Annotated in this window: 17 protein-coding genes; 3 read left to right on the forward strand and 14 right to left on the reverse strand. The window is 38.0% G+C overall.

The genetic code is table 11. The features are described 5' to 3' along the window. Positions 1-145: 145 nt before the first annotated feature. The 10 genes from ACFSFW_RS05125 to ACFSFW_RS05170 form a co-directional block, all read right to left on the reverse strand. On the reverse strand, positions 146-967 hold the full coding sequence (locus tag ACFSFW_RS05125) for a TPM domain-containing protein (RefSeq protein WP_304220158.1): 822 nt from the start codon (positions 965-967) through the stop codon (positions 146-148). Continuing rightward, positions 961-2,040 (reverse strand): TFIIB-type zinc ribbon-containing protein, encoded by a 1,080-nt coding sequence (locus ACFSFW_RS05130; protein ID WP_388035720.1) that lies wholly within the window; start codon positions 2,038-2,040, stop codon positions 961-963. The genes ACFSFW_RS05125 and ACFSFW_RS05130 overlap by 7 nt, the downstream gene beginning before the upstream one ends. A gap of 38 nt (positions 2,041-2,078) precedes the next feature. Then, positions 2,079-3,365 carry an SPFH domain-containing protein gene (locus ACFSFW_RS05135; RefSeq protein ID WP_388035722.1) on the reverse strand — a complete coding sequence of 429 codons (1,287 nt, stop codon included), beginning with the start codon at positions 3,363-3,365 and terminating at the stop codon, positions 2,079-2,081. Between the two features lie 223 nt (positions 3,366-3,588). Then, the gene (locus ACFSFW_RS05140) at positions 3,589-4,746 is read right to left on the reverse strand and encodes a pyridoxal-phosphate-dependent aminotransferase family protein (protein WP_388035725.1); all 1,158 of its coding nucleotides are present in this window, start codon (positions 4,744-4,746) and stop codon (positions 3,589-3,591) included. Positions 4,747-4,927: 181 nt separating this feature from the next. Next, a complete protein-coding gene (locus ACFSFW_RS05145) occupies positions 4,928-5,602 on the reverse strand; it encodes a serine/threonine protein kinase (protein WP_304220472.1) in 675 nt (224 codons plus the stop codon). Between the two features lie 157 nt (positions 5,603-5,759). Continuing rightward, positions 5,760-6,575, reverse strand: a complete 816-nt coding sequence (locus ACFSFW_RS05150) for an alpha/beta hydrolase (protein ID WP_304220470.1) — start codon at positions 6,573-6,575, stop codon at positions 5,760-5,762. 113 nt (positions 6,576-6,688) lie between these two features. Then, positions 6,689-7,900, reverse strand: coding sequence for an ABC transporter permease (locus ACFSFW_RS05155; RefSeq protein WP_304220468.1), 1,212 nt, complete (start codon positions 7,898-7,900; stop codon positions 6,689-6,691). Next, the gene (locus ACFSFW_RS05160; RefSeq protein ID WP_388035730.1) at positions 7,897-8,577 is read right to left on the reverse strand and encodes an ABC transporter ATP-binding protein; all 681 of its coding nucleotides are present in this window, start codon (positions 8,575-8,577) and stop codon (positions 7,897-7,899) included. The genes ACFSFW_RS05155 and ACFSFW_RS05160 overlap by 4 nt, the downstream gene beginning before the upstream one ends. Then, positions 8,561-9,835, reverse strand: a complete 1,275-nt coding sequence (locus ACFSFW_RS05165; RefSeq protein ID WP_388035733.1) for an ABC transporter substrate-binding protein — start codon at positions 9,833-9,835, stop codon at positions 8,561-8,563. Before ACFSFW_RS05165 ends, ACFSFW_RS05160 begins: the two co-directional genes overlap by 17 nt. 272 nt (positions 9,836-10,107) lie before the next feature. Further along, positions 10,108-12,603, reverse strand: a complete 2,496-nt coding sequence (locus tag ACFSFW_RS05170; protein WP_388035736.1) for a DEAD/DEAH box helicase — start codon at positions 12,601-12,603, stop codon at positions 10,108-10,110. 141 nt (positions 12,604-12,744) lie between these two features. Between ACFSFW_RS05170 and ACFSFW_RS05175 the strand changes: the two genes are divergently transcribed. The 3 genes from ACFSFW_RS05175 to ACFSFW_RS05185 are packed head-to-tail and all read left to right on the forward strand — an operon-like array spanning position 12,745 to position 14,284. Next, a complete protein-coding gene (locus ACFSFW_RS05175) occupies positions 12,745-13,896 on the forward strand; it encodes a glycosyl hydrolase family 18 protein (protein ID WP_388035739.1) in 1,152 nt (383 codons plus the stop codon). Between the two features lie 57 nt (positions 13,897-13,953). Continuing rightward, positions 13,954-14,088, forward strand: a complete 135-nt coding sequence (locus tag ACFSFW_RS05180) for a hypothetical protein (protein WP_304220459.1) — start codon at positions 13,954-13,956, stop codon at positions 14,086-14,088. Positions 14,089-14,146: 58 nt separating this feature from the next. Next, complete coding sequence (locus ACFSFW_RS05185) at positions 14,147-14,284, forward strand: hypothetical protein (RefSeq protein ID WP_304220457.1); 138 nt, start codon at positions 14,147-14,149, stop codon at positions 14,282-14,284. Positions 14,285-14,318: 34 nt separating this feature from the next. Here the strand turns inward: ACFSFW_RS05185 and glgA are convergent, their stop codons facing one another. The 4 genes from glgA to glgB all read right to left on the reverse strand — a co-directional run bounded on the left by glgA (position 14,319) and on the right by glgB (position 20,231). Next, on the reverse strand, positions 14,319-15,755 hold the full coding sequence (glgA, locus tag ACFSFW_RS05190) for a glycogen synthase GlgA (RefSeq protein WP_304220455.1): 1,437 nt from the start codon (positions 15,753-15,755) through the stop codon (positions 14,319-14,321). Positions 15,756-16,005: 250 nt separating this feature from the next. Next, positions 16,006-17,112, reverse strand: coding sequence for a glucose-1-phosphate adenylyltransferase subunit GlgD (glgD, locus tag ACFSFW_RS05195; RefSeq protein WP_388035744.1), 1,107 nt, complete (start codon positions 17,110-17,112; stop codon positions 16,006-16,008). Positions 17,113-17,136: 24 nt separating this feature from the next. Further along, the gene (locus ACFSFW_RS05200; RefSeq protein ID WP_304220451.1) at positions 17,137-18,291 is read right to left on the reverse strand and encodes a glucose-1-phosphate adenylyltransferase; all 1,155 of its coding nucleotides are present in this window, start codon (positions 18,289-18,291) and stop codon (positions 17,137-17,139) included. After that, positions 18,288-20,231 (reverse strand): 1,4-alpha-glucan branching protein GlgB, encoded by a 1,944-nt coding sequence (gene glgB / locus ACFSFW_RS05205; protein WP_304220449.1) that lies wholly within the window; start codon positions 20,229-20,231, stop codon positions 18,288-18,290. Before glgB ends, ACFSFW_RS05200 begins: the two co-directional genes overlap by 4 nt. Positions 20,232-20,658: the final 427 nt, after the last annotated feature.

Below are 20,658 nucleotides of genomic sequence, written 5' to 3' on the forward strand. Positions count from 1 at the left end.
TCGCATTTCGACAAACTGTCGGGAAATAAAATAGTAGGCGTTATATTGTAATAGCTTTTCAATTTCATTACTATTATCCTACTAAATCAGGCAATTACTATTAGAATAGAAAAAAGCATGAGGCTTATAATCTCCTCATGCTTTCTTAAAACCCTCTTCCCCCACCGCCAGATCTGCCGCCGCCGGAAAAAGATGATCCTCCACCATTATTTGAATTTCTTTGAATCTTTTGTTGTGTGACGCGTGTATTGTAATGACGGTCCATTTTATTGGTTACAGTAAATGAATTAGATTCTAGATAGGTATGCGCTGTTGTCGTCGAGCGCCCTCTGTTGTACATCGCCATTACCCCAACTGAAATAACGCCAACCCCAATTGCAATAGCAAAATAGATTAAAAGTTCTTTAACTAATTCTCCTTGTGAGGTACTTGATGGATAGGAAGTAGAACTATCTGATTGTGCATATCCACCAGAAGAAGATGGTCCTTCAGGAATTCCCTCATTCATCGTAGTCTCAAGGTCAGACAAGAACGCTTTCGCACTTTCACCATACGCTTCCTCTGTTAAATAAGGATAGACATGGTCTAGAATTTCCTCTACGGTCACGTCTGGAAAATAATCAACAATTCGATCGCGTGTAAAGATATACACTTCCCGGTTATCCATGTCAATTAGATACAAAATTCCATCCGCTGTTCCTTCATAACCGAATCCATGAGTATCATAAAAATCGCTGGCGTAATCTCTTGCTGATTTTCCTTCACTATCATCCGTTGTGACAATACGGATATCCATTTGAAATTGTTCAATTAATTGAATTGCTTGCTCCTGCAATTCTGCTTTTTCAGTATCTGAGAATAAACTGGCCTGATCAAAAATATGTTCGTTGTCAGCAAATGTAACGGTCGCAAAAGCTAACAACGTGAGGAGGAAAAATGGGATAAAGAGAACTTTTTTCTTTACCATATAAATAACCCTCCTAACGACAGGACTGCAAAGACACTGGCTGAAATCATACCAAACCATTTACTAGCTCTTCCAATACTAATTGGTAAGTCCCCTGCGATTTTTCCGGTTTGGCCATTCATTGCAAATATATAGGTCTTGCCCTTATATTGGTAGGTAAACATCCAAACGGGTAATAAAACATATTTTGCTTTAACATTCGAGAGCTTTACGTTTGTATTTTGGATCGAGACCGTACTATATCCATGAATGGTACCTTCGAGTAAAGTTCCTATATTATTACGAAGAACGTTGGAAATTCTTCCGTATACATCATTTTGGTTCATATCATACTTTTCGGCAAAAAAGCCAGACAAATAGGACATCGAAAAATCGGTTAAATCGTTATAGTCATAAGGCTCGAGAATGGTCATGAGCTTATCATCCATTTTCTTGGAACCATCTGCTGGTACATCACGGAATATTGCTTTTCCTTCCCGCATCACCTTATAATATTTTGTTTCAGTATACCTGGTATCCCCTCTGGTATAGGTTCTAACTCTTCTAGCTTCGCCCTCAATTTTTCCAGAAGTGTTACTATCAAACAACCAAAATGGAACATAGATTCCTGAAAGTTTTTCGAGCTCTGAATTTGAAGTGAAGAACTTGGGAAGTAGTGGCTTCCCTTTACACCAATTTTTAAATAATTCTTCTGCTTTTTTACGGTCAAGTTTAAAAGGAATGACCATCTCTGGGCGATATTCTCCCTCTAATTGCCTTGGGATAATCGTAGGATTGTGGCAATAATAACAAAAAGTTGCGGCAGTAGTATCATCGGTTACAATTTCTGCTCCGCAACTGCTACACGTATAGCCTGTAGCTTTTTCATCAAATTCCTGATCTAATTCTTTTGCATGATGTATGGATTCTTTACTTGCTTCTGCTTCTTCCTCTGCTTTTTCGTTATTGATGAACTTCTTCACTTCTTCTTCTGTAAATTCACTCAAACAATAATCACAGGTCCAATTTTGGGTTTCAGCTTTGAATGCTAATGGTCCACCACAGTTAATACATTTATAGACTACAACCCCCAACCCTTATCACCTCTATTTCTGCTTGATTTAGCACATCATTAATGTTCAAAACGAGATCCACACTCCGGACAGAATTTTGCATTTTGATTTGCTGGTTTAAATCCACATTTTTGACATGTTAGTTCTTCAGGCTTTTTATTGCCACAGTTTGAACAGAACTTTCCACTATTTTCTTGGCCACATTGACATTTCCAAGTCTCTTTATTTGCTTGTTGTTTGGGTGACCCACATTCCGAGCAAAAATTACCTGTGTTGGTTTGCCCACAAGAACATTTCCATTTATTGGAATTCTCTCCCTGTTGATTTTGCTGTTTTTGCGTTTGCTGCTGCATTTGCTGACGATTCGAATCAGACGCAGCGCCCATAAATCCACTGCTACCTTGCATCCCCATTCCCATGCCTAAAAATCCTTGCATCGATCCCGCATCATTGGAACCAGCGGCTTCTAATCCTCTTGCAATGGCACCTTGGACATATCCTTCACGAACTGACGGGTCCTGAAGCATGGCACCTTGGTTTCTCATGTTTATCAGCTTTTGTGATTCATCATCATACGTAATACTGTTGATTCCCACGGATTCAACCTGCATTCCGCGCATCCGCGTCCAGTCTTCATCAAGGACTTCTGCCATATACTTTGCAAGTTCCATTCCTTTTGAAGTGACATGCGAAATTCGGATCCCATCTGCGGACATTTTGTTGATTGCCGTTTGCAAAGCATTCATATATTCAGATAAGTATTGTCCATTAATGTCATTGATATCAACATTCGATTTATTTCGAGGAATGGCTTCCATGAAAAATTTAAGCGGGTCAACAATTTTTATAGAATAGCTCCCGTGAGTACGTAAAAATAATTCTGCATTATAAAAATTGTCAAAGTAGTTGATCGGGTTACGTGTGCCAAATTTAATCCCTTTTATTTCTTGAAGATTAATAAAATACACTTTTTGAGATGTAGAAGGAACACCACCAAACTTAAAACGATTGAAGGTTTCGTATAAAGCTTCTTCAAATTGACCGTTAAATAAGGATGGTTGAGAAGAGTTTACAACTTGATAATAGCCCTCTTCTGCTGTATAATCCACGATTTTTCCTCCATCAACTAAAAGCATAAATTGATTTGGATACACATGGATGATTGATCCGTTTGAAATCGTGGAATCTGTTCCTTTAAAATTTTGATTTCGACGATCTTTAGCACGTACTTTTACACCAACCGACATAACGGTTGTATCACTCATCTCCTGTGGTTCAATTACCTCAAGCCATTGATCTGCTAAGTTTCCTTTTACCGCACTAACGGCTGCTTTAATAATTCCCATTAAAACCCCTCCTTACAAAACTGAAACCTTATTAACGAATTCGAAATATTTATTTTTACAAATTTCTCTGTAGTAATGTACTACGATTTATTAGGCAATAAGTTTCATATTCAGTTTAATTAAGAAATTTCCGACAAAGAAACAACTGAGTGGAAAAACCACTCAGTTGTTATTATTTCCTATACTAACTAATTACATCAATAGGGTCTGGCAATTAAATCGTTTACTTTCTTAATGAGGCCAAGAATACATTTTGTGCTGCATTTACTCCAGCACCGGGCTCAATGCTATAGGAAAAGTCTTGTAAACCAGCTTCCATTAGGGAAACTGCTTGAAGGACATCACTAGGGAAGCAATAGCCCATATGTCCAAATCTGAAAATTTTGCCTTGGAGATGGCCAAGTCCCCCAGCAAAATCTAGGTGATATTCCTTCTTAAGATGTCCTAAATAGGCTGAAAGATCCAATCCTTCTGGGGCACGGATTGCCGTAATTGTAGGTGATGCATACTCGTTACTCGTTAATAAATCTATTGATAAGGCTTTCATAGATTCCCTAACCATGTTTTTCATGACATCGTGTCGTTCAACCGTTTTTGAAAATCCGCCTTCCTCTTCAATTAAATCGCACACAGCTGATAGACCCATTATGAGCGAAATAGAAGGAGTATTAGGCGTCATTCCTTTTGCTGCCCACTCACGATAGCTTAATAGATTTAAATAATAAGCGGAGGTGTTATTGGCTTCAATTACTTCCCAGGCTCTTTCACTAACAGCTACAAGTGCAAGTCCAGGTGGAAGCATCATCGCTTTTTGTGAACCTGTTACCAATATATCAATTCCCCATTGATCCATTTCAGCAGGGGCTCCTCCAATACAGCTTACCCCATCAACTATAAACAGAGCGTCAGAGTGATTATGAACCACTTCAGCCAGTTGCTCAATCGGATTTAAAATTCCTGTAGAAGTTTCATTATACGTAGTAAAAACGGCCTTAATATTAGATAGCGGTTTCAAAAAATCATTGAGATCTTCCTTTGTACAAGCTTCACCCCAATTTTTAACCAGTTTATGTACAGTTAAGCCATATTTTTCACAAATAGAAACGAAATAATCTCCAAAGGCTCCTACTGTGATGACGACTACTTCATCTCCAGGGGAAACAGTATTTACCACAGCTGCTTCTAATGCTGCTGTTCCTCCTGAGGGAAGAAGTAAAATATCTTGCTTAGTTCCAAAGATAGGTTTCACACGTTGTGTGGCATCTTTGTATAACTTTACAAATTCTTCAGTACGATGACTAAACATATCCTGAGCCATTGCCAGTTCAACTTTTTTCGGAATTGGAGTAGGTCCAGGATGTCTTAGAATAAGTGGATACATATTTATTACCTCCATTTTGACTTCCACACTTATAATCGCTTTAGTTTAATATTGAAGCCAGACCCTGCATGGCTTTCCACATTATTCTAACACATTCGATTGAATTCCGGTGCTTTTTTAGTCGTTACGAAAGCAACAATTACAGCCTGTTTGTATTTTTGTGAAGATTGACGACATCTTTCTATTTTCTATATAAAAGCTTCTGAACGATTTTCATAAAGTCATCAATTGACGGAAAATATGTGCTCTGTTGGTTATACCACTTACGCACTGTATCCACGACCCAAAACGGAACCGCTTTTCCGTCTATCATATGATAATATTCTTCATATCCTTTTTTTAGGTGTTCCCATCGAAAATCATTACCCGGTTGAATGTATTCGGAAACATCAAGGATTTTTGCTCTTCCGTTTTGTAATAATATATTTTTCAGGTGGATATCACGAGGGTTTAGCCCTTTGCTACGAACATAATTTCTTGCTTCCTCCACATCTTCTACAACTTGTTCCGGGATATGAATTCCTTGGAGGATGCAGTCATATAGAGTGATACCTTGCTCGTAGCTTAAAACAAGGTAATGATCTTTAGAAGCAAAGCATTTAGAAAAGAATGATGATTCACCTAGGATCTGATAAACATCTGCCTCAGCCTTAACTTTGGCAACTTTGTCTTTCGCATATTTCTTAAATGCATATTCTGGGGCATTAACAAATTGAAAAACGGCTGCATCTGTGCCGACACCGATACAGTTTAAATCATCAGCATCACCAATAATGGTGACTGGCTCGTTATTTGGGTTTGATAAAACAGTTATGTTAGATAGTGAATCAAAAGCAATTTCCCAATTTCGTTCCACATAATCTCTCCAATCGTCAGCTGAATAAATCATATTTATTTATATGAGTATTTGTTCATTTTACGCATTTAATAAAAGAGATAGCAAGGTATTGGTCTTATTCGTCGCAAATTAAAAAGAGGGCCTTTAACGACCCTCTTTTGCGCATATTCATTTTTTATAATGCCTTTACCCATCTTGCAGCCATCTCAATCCAATTCTCTACTTCAGGCTGAATGTGATTGTCTCTTCCTTTTGACTGCGTTTCCTCTGTACCAAGTGATAGTCCATGAACACCTTCTGGATAAATATGCATTTCGAGCGGGACTTTCTGTTTCAATAAACTTTGTGCAAATAGCATGCTGTTCTCAACAGGAACAGACGCATCTGATACCGTATGCCATAAAAATGTTGGTGGGGTTTCAGACGTTACTTGGTTTTCCAAGGATAAAAATTCTCGTAGCTCTTGGTCCTCAAACTTATCACCTAATAAAGCCCGGAAACTACCCTCGTGAGCATGTGGACCAGAAGAAATAACTGGGTAACTTAGGACTAATCCATTCGGTTTTATTACCTCTTTTGAAAAGGATAATTGTTCTGTTAAAAACTCCTTGTCCCAGAATACTCCTAAGCTAGCAGTTAAATGGCCGCCTGCTGAAAATCCCATGACGATGATTTTGTTGGGGTCAACATTCCAGTTTTCTGCATTGTTACGAATCAAGCCGACTGCATTTGCCAACTGACAAAGGGCTGTCGGGAATACAGATGGTTCCACACTATATCTTAGAACACTTGCATGATAACCTTTACTTAGCATTTGTATAGCAACTGGTTCTGCTTCACGGTCAGACGTATGTACATAGCCACCGCCAGGGCATATGACAATCATAGGTCGTTTACGGTCTGGGTCAATACTTTCCGAATTATTTAGAAGATACGTGAATAATTCAGCTTTTTCGTTATTGTGTTTTAGTTCATGTTTTTCGTGAATCATGTTTTCCCACCCTTTTATAATAATTTCCACCTATATAAATTTTCGACATTTATTATTGACTTCCTTCAGGCAAAACAAAAAAGGAGGTCAGTCCCTCCTTTTTAGATCCATCCTTATTCGTAACGTAATGCATCGATCGGACTAAGTTTTGAGGCTTTGTTTGCTGGTAAGATACCAAAGATGATACCAATGAAAGCGGAGAAGCCTACGCCGATTATGACAATCATTGGACTTACGGTCGCAGTGATTGGTGCAAATTGAGATACAACAATGGTCCCTATCGTTGCAAGTCCGATTCCGAGCATACCTCCTAGTGAGGTTAATGTCGCTGATTCAATTAAAAATTGCAGTAAAATTCGCCCGCGCGTTGCTCCTAGGGCTTTTCGCAAACCAATTTCCCTCGTTCTTTCAGTAACGGAAACCAGCATGATGTTCATAACACCGATGCCACCCACTAATAATGAAATTCCTGCAATACTACCAATGACTAAAGTCATGATTGTAATGACAGTATCGACTTCTTGTTCATATTCAGAAAAATCGTTTACCGTATACATCCCATCCTCGAGTTTTTTGGCCACCGTTAGGGTATCAGCTGCAGAACGACCGATTTCAGATATTCGCTCTGGATCGTCTGCAATTATAGCTAAACGTTCGATTTCTCGATTGCCAAACATCATTGAAATGACTCCTCGTGGCATGAGCATTTCGCCTGATTCATTATACCGATATTGCTCAGGGATAGGTGACTCGTAGACTCCGATTAACTTATAGGGATTACCATTTAGATCGACGATTTCACCAATAATATTTTCTTTATCTTGAAAGAATTTTTCCCTCGCGACAGTATCGATCATCACTACCCGGTTTCTTCCATCGTTATCTCTCGCATTGATTGGTCGTCCCTCAACAATTTGAATGTTTCGAGCTGTAAAGAACTCAGGTCCAACTCCGGTAATTTCCATTTCTCCCTGTTGGTCATTATAGATTAACGGCCCCCAGCCTTGGTTTGTAGCGATAACTGCTTTTACACCTGGAACTTCAGAAAGGGTTTCGACGTCGTCGGATGTTAGTTCAGGTTCCATCCAGAACATCTCTGATTCTTCTTCTCCTTCTTTTGGCATTGGCTGATACCAAATATCGACTGCATTTTTTTCGATACTAAATAATTCCTCTGTCATTTTCGTTTTGGCCCCTTGGCCGATTGCGACAATAATAATTACAGCCGCCACACCAATGATGATTCCCAGCATCGTCAAAATGGACCTAATCTTATGATTCCAGATCGAGGATAATGCTACTTTAAAGCTTTCTAATAGACTCATAGCCTTCTCCTTTGGTCATCCGTTATCAACCCATCCTTTAATGTGATAACCCTATTTGCGTATGCTGCAACTTCATCCTCATGCGTAACAATGATGACAGTTCTACCTTCTTTATTTAGTTGAACCATTAACTCCATGATTTGCTCACTCGTCTTAGAATCAAGAGCACCAGTTGGCTCATCCGCTAATACAATCGAAGGATTATTTACAAGGGCTCTCGCAATTGCCACCCTTTGTTTTTGGCCACCAGAGAGCTCATTTGGCAAGTGTTTGACTCGGTCTCCAAGTCCGACCTTGTCTAACATTTGTTTAGCCCTGTCAATACGTTCCCGCTTCGGAACTCCTGCATAAATTAGCGGAGATTCAACATTTTTTAGTGCATTATGACGTGGTAAAAGAAAGAATTGCTGAAACACGAAACCGATATGTTCATTACGTAATTTTGCTAACTTTCGATCCTTTACGAGTCCTATTTCTTCATCGTTCAATTCAAACGAGCCTGAAGTTGGGGAATCTAGGAAACCAATAATATTCATTAAGGTAGATTTTCCTGAACCAGATGGCCCCATGATGGCAATAAATTCCCCGTCCTCAATGGTTAAATCAATTCCGTGCAAAACGGGTACCTCAAGAGCCCCGTTTCCATACACCTTTGTAATCTTACTCAACTTCATCAAAGGAGGTCACTTCCATTCCATCGTACATTCCTTCATATGGTGTTAAAACCACGAGATCATCCTTATTAACACCTTCAGTGACTTGGATAAATTCATCATTCATTGAACCCGTTTGAACTTCACGTCTTTGTAAGATACCGTCTACTAAGACATACACAACTGCTACTCCACCTTCATCCAAAATAGCCGTATGCGAAATAACGGGAAGAATCTCAGTTCCAGGAATTCTAACTTCTAATGAAACGTGGAACCCATGACGAAGGTCAGTTGTGTCGTCTGTAATTCCCACTTTGAATGGATACATGGTAACATTGCCACCACCCATACCCGGAAATTCTCCACCAGCTCCTCCGTCATCATTTGGAAAATGAGAAACGGATTCGACAACTCCCTTCCATTCTCGGTCCTTGAATACCTTAGGACGGACAATTACTTCTTGTCCCTGTTGAATCTTGACTGCATCAAATTCACTCATTGTTCCAATTACTTTATATGGTTTATTTGAAATGATATGTATGACGGGCTCTGATGCACCTGCTTCAGTTGTTGCAATATTTTTATTCACTTTTACAATGATTCCATCAATTTTACTAACAACTGTCATTTCTTTTTTCTGATTCGTAATTTCCGCGATTCGTTCATTTGCTGCTGTAATTTCTGATTTCGTATTTTCATATTGTAGTTCCATTTGAACCTTTTCACTTGTAAGTTGGTTTACATCTTCAACTGGTGGTTCCTCGACTTTTTGTGGTTCTGTACCTTCTTCAGTCTTTTCAGGTGTCTCAGCAGCCTTTGGTTTTGGTTTGTTTTTTTGTGCAGCAAGGGCTTTTTTTGCTTCCTCAATCCGTTTATTTAGGGCTGCGATTTGATTTTGTTCTGTCTTTGCTCTTACTTGAATTAAGTCTCTTTCCCTAGTAGCTCTAGTTAATTCTGTATCTAGCTTTGAAGAATCATAGACAAATAGCGGGTCTCCTGCTTTTATAGTTTTGTTTTCTTCTACCTTATATTCGCTAATCTCTCCATGTTCTGGATTTAAGAATACCTTTTGTTCACCTTCAGGAACGATTTCACCTGTTACTAGAATTGTTTCGATTAATTCTTGCTCTTTTGCTTTTTGTACCGTTACATTTACTTCCTCAATTTGTTCTCCAACAGATGCCACACTCCTTTCTTTTATGAAAAAGGCAGCTACACCACCCGCGATTACCAGGATTCCGATAATCGACAAGACCCATACTAAAACCTTCTTTTTCTTCAACATACTTCCCCCTATAGTTTTCATTTCATTAAATAGGTAAATTTTGAATCTCTCTATCTCTATATCCTTGTTTAATCCAGTAGATTGCGTTTTTAAAAATATTCAAATTTTACCCTAACCATTAAGACGGCGTGGTTTGCTAAAAGGTTTCAATTTTTTGCAAATATTTTTAAATTTTTACAAAAAAATAGACCACCCAGAGTAAATCTGGTTGATCTTTTGGATTATTTTCTATCTACGCGATATTTCTTAATCGCTTTTATGTCTATTGATTATCTAGGTTGTCCACGTCTTGGTCGTTCGAAATAGCATTCATTACAGATCGCGAAGGAAAAGCCAATTGGTAGGTTCTTTCCACATCGTTTACATACTCTTTTAGTTGGCTGAATACCTGATTTTAAGTGTTCGTGTATTTTATCACTAATTTCTTCCCTTACTCGTTCCCAATACTGAGCTTCTGTCTGTTTTCCTAATTTATAAAGGAATAACAGATGGAGGCCGACCGCTTTATAGGAGAGCTCAAGTTCTTCTAGTCCAGAATCTTTAAGGATTGGATCTGGCAGCGGGAAACCATCGACAATCGCCTCGAGAGTTTTCTTCCATTGGGCACGTAGAGATGGTTCATTTGACGAAAATGGTAGATGCAAAAAGCCATATAGGTCAGGTAACGATAGCTTTGCCTCAATAATTGTATCCTCAATTAACTCATAAAGCATCCGTTCCTCATATAGACTTGCCTTTTTCGTCCCCTCTGGACTCTTGAATTGATCCCATAGATAGAAAAACATTCTCATTTTTCGAGAATACTTTTGAAAACGTTCAAGAACTGCATTTGTTGGAGCGATCGCGAAGCCCTGAAGCGGCGGATCTTCTTGTTCTAATAAACGTGTCATTGTTTTGATATCGCTTGTAAAAGCGACTTTACCGATATCATAAATTCCCCGTCTGCCCGCTCGTCCTGCAATTTGTTTCACTTCCTGAGAGGTTAGCAGCCTTCTTCTCGTTCCATCGAATTTATCATTTTCCAAAAACACTATCCGTCTAATCGGCAGATTTAAACCCATGCCGATTGCATCTGTAGCCACAATAACCGTTGTCTCCCCGCTATTAAAGCGTTGGATCTGTTTTTTTCGAGTTTCCGGTGGCATGCTCCCGTATATCATACTCACACGACGTCCACTTCGTTGTAACTCAGAAGCTGTCTCAAGAACTCTTCTTCTTGAAAAACAAACCAATGCATCCCCTTGTCGCGTTTGATTCAAACGAAAAGATTGAGGTTCTACCTCTAATGGTACATCACGATGATATTCATAAACTTCTACATTTGAATCACCAAGAAGCTGTAAAATCATCCATTTTGCATGAAAGCTACAAATGATATGAACCTCTTGTGCATTTGCATTTGTTATCGCTTTATACCAAGAAAAGCCACGGTCCTTATCCGAAATCATTTGAGCTTCATCTATTACAACTACATCGTAGAAATCCTTTTCTCTTAGCATTTCAACGGTTGCTGAGAGATGGTTAGCCCCTTCAACAAGCTTTTCTTCTTCTCCTGTTTTTAAATCACACGGTACCCCTTCTTCATTCAAGGTTTCATAAATTTCGAGTGCTAATAATCGTAATGGAGCTAAATAAACGCCACTATTAGCTTCCTTCATTCGTTGGATTGCTTGATACGTCTTTCCAGTATTGGTTTCTCCAACATGAAGAACATACTGGATATTTCGGCCAGGTGATAAGTTATATGCTCGTCCGAATATATCCTCAAGCATTCTTTGCTCTTCTTCTTTTTGTCGTCTTAATTCCTCTTTTTCCTTTTCGGAACGTTCTTTTCTCTCGGTTATGTCTTTTAAAAACAGCTGTCTATGTGTGTCCAACTCAAATGGAATGTCAATAAGCTTCATAAGGTCTGACACATATTCCTCTAATATATCCTCAAATAAATCATCCCGAACATCTAGAAAATACTCATAGGCTATTTCCTGTAAAAATGCATCAGATAATGGTTCTTGAAAGCTATTTTGGCAATCTGCGAATATATGTTCAGGCAAGTGCGATTTTAACCAATTGGGCCCGAAATCCATGAGTTGATGTAAAATGAGATCTTCATATTCCTCAATCAAATTTTCCTGATAAAAATAGCGGTTATGCGCAAGTTCAGTTTCTTTGTAAAGATAAGAAGCAAATGTCACATCGTCTGATGATAAAATTATCCCTTTTTGCTCAATCTCGATTGCTAAATGACTCCCTAGTAAATAACGAATCCTTAGATAAAGTTCCTCGTAATGCTCCCCAAGTATTTCGTTGAGGTAAAAGTTTAGCTTGAGAATAAATTTTCTCTTAGTTTCACGGTCCTGTTGCTTCATAATTCGAGCTTCATACTCGGCTCTTGCGGTTTGATATATTTGCTGCCAATCTTCAGGCTGTTTTGCGTATGTCTCTTCTAGCCAACCTATTAAATCATAAGGATGTATATTACGAATTTCAGTTCGAAATAGTTTATTCAGTAGTTTTTTACCAACATCCTCAACTTCAAATCCATGCTCCACTAAATAGGCTTTTTTCTCCGATATAGATGCATGAACTGCTGTATTTAACCAAGCGTTGAGCCAAATTTGTTCGATAAACTGCCCTCGTTCACGGACATACTGCTCAAATGAAGGGGTCGTTTCTTTTGGCTCCATGTAATGATTGATATCATCCAAAACCATCTGTTTTGCTCGATCGACTGCTTGATTATAGTATTGTTCAAGTTGAATGCTCATTAAATTGCTCCTTGTCAAAGACGTATAGTAATTAGTTTATATAGGACTAAAAAAATATATGTATAGGATGATATTACCACAACTATATGTCACGACTATTTGATAAAATTTGAGGATAAACTTTAACAGGAGGACAACATCATGAAAAAACGATCTATCTTCCTTAGTATGTTGGTGGTTGTGATTTTTGGTGGTGGATTTTTAACAGGTTTGTGGCTATCAAACCAAAATCAACATGAAACCAAAATCGGTACTGAAACACCACAATCGTCAAAAAGTCCAGATCAAAAAGCAAAACCCAAACTGGATAAAAAAACGTCAAACGTTTTAGTCGGTTATATACAGGATTTTCGCGACCCCAATCAAATTGATTATTCGAAACTGACACATATTATCTTCTCCTTTGTTCATCCGACAAAGGATGGTCAACTCTTGTTTACGGGTGATCATGCAGTTAAAAACCTTAGAAATATGGTTGCCAATGCCCATAAACATGATACAAAGGCAATGCTTGCCGTTGGCGGTTGGTTCCATATGAATGGCGGAGAGTCCTATGATTACTTTTCAGCAGCATTGGCAAATCCAGCTTCACAGCAAAAACTTGTGAATGAACTGATTAGAGTTGTGGAACAAGAAAATCTAGATGGTATAGATATTGATTTCGAACATCCACGTACAGATGCTGATACGAAACATTTACATCAATTTATTAAAACATTAGGTAGCAAGTTACGTGATCAAAACAAGGAATTATCAATTGCAGTTCACTCAAAAATTCATGGCCAAACCTTAACTGAATTAGCTTATGTGAAATATGAGCCAGCCATGTTTCAATATGTAGACTATGTAAATATTATGGCATATGATGGCCAATGGGACGGTGGTTATCATGCTGAGAATTTATCACCTTACCCGTTTACTGAAAGCATCGTAGGTTACTGGTCTGATTTATTTGATAGTCACAAGCTGCCAAAAGAAAAGCTTGTCCTTGGTGTTCCGTTTTATGCACAGCCAATAGACCCAAACATCAAGCAGGTTTCCTATGAAGCAATAGTGGAAAGTAATCCTGATAATGCCGTAAAGGATACAGTCAATATGAATGGTACAACCTATTATTATAACGGTCAAACGATGATGGCAAGAAAAACAAAGCTTGCCCTAAATCATGGCTTTGGTGGAATGATGATTTGGGAATTAGGCTTAGATGCAAAAGGGGCAAATAGCCTAACGAACACTCTTTATGAATCAATCGCATCGACGACTATAGATCATTACTACTCGATAAAGAAATAAAATAGTTGTTATGTTATTTCATTTTCCATCCATCCTAACAGATGGAGGTGAAAAAACATGGCAAATCGCAATCCGGTCGAATTTACAGGAAAAGTATTAGATAAAAGAAATACCTTAACAGGTCCAAATGATGAAGGTAAAAATGGACATCCGAAGCGACCACAAAATGTTTCGATCAAAGAAAACAAATAAGATTATAAAATATTCTATTCGGGGAATATAACTTCATATAGGATTGGAGGATTTCCCTGTGATTGAGAACAATGATGAAAGGTTACTCACAAATGATAACCCGATTCGAGAACGGATGAAAAAAAGAAATGCAACTGATTTTAGCAGTTCATCGTTGAGACGGATTGCACTCACACAATTAGGTCGTAAACGGTAAAAACGTTAGGGTGTGTCCCTAACGTTTTTTTAGCTTATACGATTGCAAATTGTAGTTCTTCATATAGATTGACATATTCTTTTGAAGAGGCTCCCCAGCTGAAGTCAAGCTTTAATGCTTTTTCAGAAAGCTCCCTCCATTTCTTTGGCTGGAATCGGTAGAACCAAATCGCACGTTCAATGGTATATAACATGTCATGTGCGTTGTAATTCGTAAAGCTGAAGCCATTTCCTTGGTCTGTAAATTCATTGTATGGTTGTACTGTATCCTTGAGACCACCTGTTTCTCTTACAATTGGTAGTGTTCCATAGCGGAATGCAAGTAACTGACCAATCCCACAAGGCTCAAACTGTGACGGCATTAAAAACAGGTCGGAACCGGCATAGATTTTTCGAGAAAGTCCCTCGTCAAAAAAGATATTCGTAGACACTTTTGTTGGATACCGGTATGCCATTTCACGGAATGCATCCTCATAATGACTTTCACCGGTTCCGAGTAAAACAAATTGCACGTTTTGTTTCAGGATTTCTTCAAATACGTGTAAAACAAGATCAATTCCTTTTTGATCGACAAGACGTGTAATCATAGAAATAACAGGTACCTGTTCGTTCACTGGCAGCCCGAGCTGCTCCTGTAAAGCCCTTTTATTTTCCATTTTTCCTTCATATGAATCATAAGATGCAAAAATTGCATTATCTGAAGCGGGATTGTATGCTTTATGATCGATTCCATTGACAATTCCATGCAATTCAAAATTCCGTTTTCGCAAATATCCATCCAATTGTTCTCCAAAATAAGGAGTCTGGATTTCATTTGCATAGGTTGGGCTAACGGTTGTTATCGTATCACTGAAGGCTAATCCTGCTTTCAGGTAGCTGACGTTCCCGTAAAACTCCACTCCGTCTATATGAAAATAGCGATCACTCACATCTAGTAATTCACTTAATACCGATTTTGGGAATACGCCCTGATAGCGTAAGTTATGAATCGTAAATACTGTTTTGATATCCTGATATTCTGATTGATTCGAATAATGTGCTTTTAATAATAGTGGTATTGGTCCAGCTTGCCAGTCATGACAATGAATAACATCTGGCTTTTTGTCTAGATATGGGATTGCTTCAAGTACGGCTCTTGAAAAGAAAGCAAATCGTTCCCCGTCATCATAAAAGCCGTAACTCCCATAGCGTTTAAAATAATATTCATTATCTAAAAAATAATAGCTAATTCCGTTGTGGACTAATTTTTCAATACCACAATATTGTCTACGCCAACCTAATGGCACCTCGATAATTCGTTCTAATTCTAGTTGTTCCTTGTATGTTTCAGCTAAATCTCCATATTTCGGAAGGATAACACTTACATGTACACCTTCCTGTTGTAGTGCATTCGGTAAAGCCCCTATTACATCCCCTAGTCCGCCTGTTTTAATAAATGGAGCACACTCTGATGCTGCGAATAATACGTTCATGATTTTCCCCCTAATCAAATGCGCCTTGGCGTATTTGCGCCCAGATTTTAGGCCCACATGAAGTGGGTCATAAAGACGTTGCCACAGGACGTGGCGTTTTTAGTCTTTAATCTTACTGCTCGAAAATTTACCTCTGAAAATCTGTGGCATCCGCCGGAGGCTTCTAACTTTATTCAGCTAAAGTATTAAACTCCAACCGTATACGATGTTACAGTATCTCAAATTATTATTGGGATACTCCTGAATAAAGTTAGATAATATCAGCTTTTTTAATGACAGTTGGAGAAAGCTCTCCAACGATTACTTTTTCCGATGTGATGTTTACTTGTTTATCTGTAATGACATTTTCAAGGTAGGTACCTTCGTCAATGACACTTTTCTGCATGATAATACTATTTTTAACAGTAGCCCCTTTGCGTATTTTGACCCCTCGGAAAATAATACTATTCTCAACTGTACCCTCAATATCACTGCCGTTTGCAATTAACGAATTGCTGACATTAGAAGTTGTCGAGTATTTGACAGGTGGCTCATGCTTTGTCTTTGTATAAATCTCCCAGTTATCGAAAAAGAATTCCTTTGTCACTTGTGGGTTTAAGAAATCCATATTCGTTTTATAATAGCTTGAAATTGAATGAATAAATGGCATATAACCTTTAAAATGATAGCTGTTTACTTTAAGACGTTGTAAATTCGCTTTAACCACATCTCGGATAAAATCATATTCCCCATTTTCATAGCACTTCGTAATAAGTTCAATTAACAATTTCTTTGAAAAAACAAAGGTTTCGGTACAAACAGGATCTCCCTGTTTTGGAGTTGTATAGAGTTCTAGGTTTTTCACTTTGTCATCAGCATCTAGAATGCATTTATGATAGATTGGTTTATCGACAGGCTCTCCATCATAATCCTTATAAACGACTGTAATGTCTGCACCACTTTCTCTATGGCTTTTGATGACATCATTAAAATTAATTTTATAAACATGATGACCAGGAGATAAAATCACTGTATCCTCATGGGATCTCTTAAAAAATTCAAGGTGATCATAAAATTGCTGGACATCACCAACTATACTTTTGTCCGGGTGGATTGGAGGTAAAATAAACAATCCCCCATTTCGTCGGTCGAGGTCCCATTCTTTCCCATTACCGAGATGATCCATGATTGAACGATATTTGTCCTTAGTGAATACGCCAACCTTTTTAATTTGAGCGTTAATAAAATTGGACATTGTAAAATCGATTAATCGATATCTTCCACCAAATGGTACTGCTGCCAAACAACGATGTTGTGTTAATTCTTTTAAATATTGTTTATCATTTACTAAGTTTATTACGCCAATTACTCGTTCCAATCCCAATCGCTCCTCATGTGATATTTAATTACTAACGGTTAATGGTCTTACAGTATTTTCATCTCCAATTAATGTAATGGCAGCGTCCGGGGCATCAGACCCAATATGAGCTCCATCAGGAATACATAGATCACTTGCAATTATTGCTTTGTGAATCGTCACATTTTTGCCAATTTGAACATTCGGCATGATCACAGAGTCTTTAATAACTGAATTCTCTCCAACCTGTACGTTGTAGGAAAGCACCGAGTGGTCAATCGTTCCTTGGACGATACATCCCTCATTGATCAAAGATTGAGAAATGTCTGCGGCTGCTGATATATATTGAGGAGGATGAGTCGCAATCCCCGTAAAGAATGGCCAGCTTGGATCATGTAGATCAAAGCCCGGAGCATCATCTAACAAGTCCATATGTGCTTCCCAAAGGCTTTCGATTGTCCCAACATCCTTCCAGTAGCTATCAAACTGGTAGGCATATAACTGATTGTTGTCAGCAAGTAACTTAGGGATAATGTCCTTCCCAAAATCATTAGAAGAATGAATATTTCCTTCATCTTCTTTTAAATACTGTTTTAAAAGTTTCCATTTGAATAAGTAAATTCCCATTGAAGCAAGATTGCTCTTTGGATTGGCTGGTTTTTCATCAAATTCAACAATTTTCTTTTCATCGTTTGTATTCATAATTCCAAAACGACTCGCTTCTGCCCATGGGACTTCAATAACCGCAATTGTAGCAGCAGCATCTTTTTTAAGGTGAAAGCGAAGCATCTTACTATAGTCCATCTTGTAAATATGATCGCCAGATAAAATGAGTACATATTCTGGATCGTATTGCTCGATATAATGGATATTTTGGTAGACTGCGTTAGCAGTTCCTTTGTACCAATCTCCGCCGTGTTTTCCAAGGTATGGCGGAAGGACGGTTACTCCCCCATTGTTCCGGTCTAAATCCCAAGGACGTCCATTACTTACATAATTATTGAGTACATGTGGACGGTATTGGGTAATGACACCAACTGTATCAATACCTGAATGAGTACAATTACTTAAAGGAAAATCAATAATTCGGTATTTCCCACCAAACGGAACAGCGGGTTTGGCAAGAGTCGTTGTTAATTCCCCCAATCTTGACCCTTGACCACCTGCTAATACAACTGCAATCCACTTCTTTGACCTCATTTTTTGACGACACCTCTTTTTCTCTTTTTTGTCTCTTTTCTAAAGATACTAATTGCTAAAGGTGGAACTTTAATTGTCATGCTGTATGGTTGATTATGAGCTGGCGTCTTATCAACTGATAAAGTTTCTGCATTAATCTGACCAGAGCCTCCAAATTCCACTGAATCACTATTAAATAATTCTATATAACTCCCAGTTGATGGGACGCCAATACGATAATTTTCATAGACCTCTGTAGAAAAGTTGCAAATGATGATTGAATAATCACCCTTGCGCTTCCCCTGTCTCATGAAGGTAATCACAGATTGGTCGTTATTATCTGGGTCAATCCATTCAAACCCTTCTTGATCATGATCCAGTCTCCAAAGGCTAGAATTCATGCGATAAAAATGTTGAAGCTCTTTAAAATAGGTCTGAAGCTTAGTATGAGAATCATAGTTTAGAAGCATCCAATCTAGTTCCTCAAGCTCCTTCCACTCAGAGAATTGACCGAACTCTCCTCCCATAAAGAGAAGTTTCTTTCCAGGGTGGGTCATTAAGTACCCATATAATAATCGTAAATTAGCAAACTTCTGCCAGTAGTCACCTGGCATCTTATCTAAAAGGGATTTTTTTCCGTGAACAACATCGTCATGTGAAAAAGGTAAAACAAAATTTTCTGAAAACGCATAGAAGAAGGAAAAAGTTAATAAATTATGATGATAACGTCTATCAGACGGATGCAGACGCATGTATTTAAGGACGTCATTCACCCAGCCCATATTCCATTTATAATTAAAGCCTAATCCACCCTCAGAAGTTGGTGCAGTTACAAGAGGATAATCGGTGGCTTCCTCTGCAATCATTAGCACGCCTGGATATCGTTTAAAAATGGCTTCATTGGCTTTTTTAATAAATTCAATTGCCTCCAAATTTTCTTCGCCACCAAATTGATTAAATAGCTTTTCTTGTTGCGGGTTGTCGTGGTTAAGGAAAATTAATGAAGATACGGCATCGATTCGAAAGCCATCAATATGGTACATATCCATCCAAAAAGCAAGATTAGATAATAAGAAACTATGAATCTCCATCTTTGTAAAATCAAAGCTATACGTCCCCCATAATGGTCGGTCAGCTCGTTTTGATTCAGTTGACTCATAAAGAGGAGTTCCATCAAATTTGCCTAATCCGTGCTCGTCACGGCAGAAATGTACAGGTACCCAATCGAGTATGACACCAATGCCTTTTTGATGACATTGATCCACAAAATACATAAAGTCTTCAGGACTACCATGCCTACTTGTTACCGAATAAAACCCTGTTATTTGGTAGCCCCATGACAAATCAAATGGATGCTCCATAATGGGCATTAATTCGATGTGTGTAAACCCATGTTCCACAACATAGTCAATCACATCGTCAGCAAGTTCCCGATATGTATAAAAGCTGCCGTCTTCTTTCTTTTTCCAAGAACCCGTATGTAATTCATAAATAAGCATTGGATTATTGTACGAATCAGCTTTATCTCGATTTTTCAACCATTTCTTATCATTCCACTCATACTGTTCAAGCTTTGTTACAACAGATGCGGTGTTCGGTCTTAGTTCAGAAGAGAATGCAAAAGGATCGGATTTTAACTTCTTTTCACCATTTGCATTTGTGATTTCGTATTTATAAAGATCACCTGCTTTTAATCCCGGAATAAATCCAATCCATACCCCTGAATTCCGAATCTTTTCAAGGACATGCTTACTGCCCTCCCAGTTGTTGAAATCCCCAACAACTGAAACGGATTTTGCATGAGGGGCCCATACTGAAAAGCGTACTCCATCTTCTCCTTTATAGGACATGACGTGTGCGCCAAGCATGTTATAGGCTTCTAATAAAGTTCCTTCGTGAAATAAGTACAGATCGAAGTCACTTGGAAAAAGTTCAACCTCTTTTTCAGCGATTGATTTCACTATTGATATCCTCCTTTTGATATATGTATAGAGAACGCGTGTAATACCAAAAACTTATGTCATTTGTATGAAAATAAACAAAAAACAATAAAACCATAGTATAAAACTGAATAAACACAATTTTGGTATTATTTTTTCACTTTATTATATTAATTCGTTTCAAGGTTGAAATATTCCTTTAGCGAATAATGTTTTTTATTGTCGGATTAAGTAGAATTGAAAGAAAAATATTATTTTCGTGGAGATAAAAAATCAACGAGATACTGAAACCGTTTACAATAAGCGTTGGTTTTTTCATAAATTTTTACATTTTTAAGTAAAATTTTGATATTGCAAAATAATGTAAACGTATATGTGGATACCAGAGGTTTTGTTATTCTGAAATAGTGTTTAATTGTAGTTCAAACGGGGTAGTCAAATATATCTA

This window comes from Ferdinandcohnia salidurans, assembly GCF_042680725.1.
GTDB lineage: Bacteria > Bacillota > Bacilli > Bacillales > Bacillaceae_L > Ferdinandcohnia > Ferdinandcohnia salidurans.

Bases quoted from the DNA above. Each gene is read 5' to 3' on its own strand.
- ACFSFW_RS05125 (WP_304220158.1), bottom strand. From the start codon at position 967: ATGGTAAAGAAAAAAGTTCTCTTTATCCCATTTTTCCTCCTCACGTTG.
- ACFSFW_RS05135 (WP_388035722.1), bottom strand. From the start codon at position 3,365: ATGGGAATTATTAAAGCAGCCGTTAGTGCGGTAAAAGGAAACTTAGCA.
- ACFSFW_RS05140 (WP_388035725.1), bottom strand. From the start codon at position 4,746: ATGTATCCACTTATTCTAAGACATCCTGGACCTACTCCAATTCCGAAA.
- ACFSFW_RS05150 (WP_304220470.1), bottom strand. From the start codon at position 6,575: ATGATTCACGAAAAACATGAACTAAAACACAATAACGAAAAAGCTGAA.
- ACFSFW_RS05155 (WP_304220468.1), bottom strand. From the start codon at position 7,900: ATGAGTCTATTAGAAAGCTTTAAAGTAGCATTATCCTCGATCTGGAAT.
- ACFSFW_RS05170 (WP_388035736.1), bottom strand. From the start codon at position 12,603: ATGAGCATTCAACTTGAACAATACTATAATCAAGCAGTCGATCGAGCA.
- ACFSFW_RS05175 (WP_388035739.1), top strand. From the start codon at position 12,745: ATGAAAAAACGATCTATCTTCCTTAGTATGTTGGTGGTTGTGATTTTT.
- ACFSFW_RS05180 (WP_304220459.1), top strand. From the start codon at position 13,954: ATGGCAAATCGCAATCCGGTCGAATTTACAGGAAAAGTATTAGATAAA.
- glgA (WP_304220455.1), bottom strand. From the start codon at position 15,755: ATGAACGTATTATTCGCAGCATCAGAGTGTGCTCCATTTATTAAAACA.
- ACFSFW_RS05200 (WP_304220451.1), bottom strand. From the start codon at position 18,291: ATGAGGTCAAAGAAGTGGATTGCAGTTGTATTAGCAGGTGGTCAAGGG.